The sequence below is a fragment of the Elstera litoralis genome (assembly GCF_000963705.1).
GTDB classification, from domain to species: domain Bacteria; phylum Pseudomonadota; class Alphaproteobacteria; order Elsterales; family Elsteraceae; genus Elstera; species Elstera litoralis.
On the sequence record NZ_LAJY01000240.1, the window covers coordinates 1 to 2,005 of the forward strand.

At 59.8% G+C, this 2,005-nt stretch carries 3 protein-coding genes; 1 reads left to right on the forward strand and 2 read right to left on the reverse strand.

The window, feature by feature from the left end; genetic code table 11:
* Positions 1-218 precede the first annotated feature (218 nt).
* Positions 219-1,145 (reverse strand): zinc metalloprotease HtpX, encoded by a 927-nt coding sequence (htpX, locus tag VZ95_RS10145; protein ID WP_045775739.1) that lies wholly within the window; start codon positions 1,143-1,145, stop codon positions 219-221.
* Positions 1,146-1,281: 136 nt separating this feature from the next.
* Here htpX and VZ95_RS10150 point away from each other — a divergent pair, with 136 nt between their 5' ends.
* Positions 1,282-1,443: a DUF1674 domain-containing protein gene (locus tag VZ95_RS10150; protein WP_156995225.1), complete on the forward strand. Its 162-nt coding sequence runs from the start codon at positions 1,282-1,284 to the stop codon at positions 1,441-1,443.
* 24 nt (positions 1,444-1,467) lie between these two features.
* Here VZ95_RS10150 and VZ95_RS24035 read toward each other — a convergent pair.
* The coding region (locus tag VZ95_RS24035) for a tetratricopeptide repeat protein (protein WP_232302595.1) at positions 1,468-2,005 on the reverse strand (538 nt) is incomplete at its 5' end.

Genomic DNA, 2,005 nt, shown 5'->3' on the forward strand with positions numbered 1-2,005 from the left:
GGCGGTCGCCTAGGGGGCGATTGCCGTAAGGTCGATCTCCCTGCGGACGGTCACCCTGGGGACGATTGCCGTAGGGCCGATCCCCTTGAGGGCGGTCGCCTTGGGGGCGATTGCCGTAGGTCGATCTCCGGGCGGACGCTTTCCGCCGCCGCCCGCGCCTGCGGGACGATTGCCGCCGGGGCGGTTTCCGGGGGGCCGACGGCCCGACGAATGGTCGTTCAACCCCAAGGCCTCCGAGTGCGAGAAGCATCGGATTTGGCCCGGCCCCGCCAGGGCGAGCCTGTCGGGACGGGTGCAGCTAAGGAGGAAACAAGCGCCATTAGTCGGGTTACTCTATTCTGCGTCGACGGGTGGGTGGAAAACAGATTATCCGCCCCCGCCCCGCTCAAGGGATTGTAGATGAACACATGGGCCGAGGCCGGGTTGCGTTCGGCTGTCAGGTTTACGCGACCTTGGGCATAGGCTTCAATCTTTTGTAGGGCTGTGGCGAGCGCTTCAGGGTTGCCACAAATCGACGCGCCGGTTTTATCGGCCTCATATTCGCGCGTCCGCGAGATCGCCATTTGCACCAGCATGGCCATAATCGGGGCCAAAAGCATCAAAATCACCGCGCCGATGCCGCCCACGCCGCCACCCTCGCGGTTATTGTGGGAGGGGGTAAGGATCATAGCGAAATTCGCCAGCATGCCAATCGCGCCCGCCAGCGTTGCGGTAATCGTCATGGTCAGCGTGTCGCGGTTTTTGATATGGGCGATTTCATGGGCGACGACGGCGGCGATTTCGTCGCGGTCGAGAATCTCCAAGAGGCCCGAGGTAACGGCAACCACGCCTTTTTCAGGATTGCGCCCCGTGGCAAAGGCGTTTGGCTGGCCCTCGTGCATCAAATAGAGGCGCGGCATGGGAATTTCCGCCCGGCGCGCCAGATCGGCGACGATCTGATAGAGCTCCGGCGCGTCGTTCGGCGCGAGCGGCTGAGCGTGGTGCATGCTGAGCACCAGCGAATCGGACGTCCAATAGGCGAAGAAATTCATCGCGGCGGCGACCAAAAACGCGATCAGCATGCCGCCCTGGCCGGCAATCAAATAGCCGACAACACCGAAAACGGCGGTGAGCCCCGCCAGCAGCAAAAATGTGCGCGCGTTCATCGTGAAACGCCTCCCTAACCGTCCAACCGTGCAAACGCAGCCCTTGCGCCCCTGGGTTAGGCTTGTATGTAAGAAGGCTAGTGCTTCAATCAAGAAAACCGAAGCGGAGACCGCGACGATGCCCGAAAAAACCGAGATGTCTGAGAAACCGAAACCGGAAACGCTGCCGCCCGTCCCCCCCGCGCCGGAAACCAAACCGACCGAGACCAAACCCCCAAAAGAATTCGGCGGCCCCCAAGGCCCGGAGCCGACGCGCTTCGGCGATTGGGAAAAGAACGGGCGGTGTTCGGATTTTTAAGGGTGGGCGGGGCGCTAAACGCATCTACCCCGAAACAGATTGATTAGCTCGCTGCAAGCGTTGCTTGGCAAGTTGTACGAGAGATTGCAAGCCTGGAGCCGGGTGGGACTCGAAGCGGCGGACCAACTCCTCTAAAGCCTTTCGGGCAAGTTCCGGGGCGTGAGGATGCTGAATATAAGCTTGTTCGCTTAAGGCGGTCGCAACGGCGCGCAGGGTATCGACGGCTTGGGAGGAGCCAAAGCGGCTTACAACCCCGTCGAGTTCTGCGAGGGCCTCCGGGGTGCGACCAACATGGCGCAAACTGATACCCCGGTTGACATGTAGCCAAGGTAAATATTTCTCAATCAGCGGTTCAGTTCGGGCGTCATAGCGTTGAATATTACCATCAATCGACCCTAGAGCGGTCTGCCAACCGTTCGAGGATGTGCGCGAAACGGCTCCAATATAGGCTTCATGTGCCTGTAGATATTGTCCTATAGTGTCGGGTGATTTTGATTCCCCCGCGATTTTCTCTAATTTATCTAATAATTTAACGGCGTCGTTCAATCTATTCGGCCAAGTG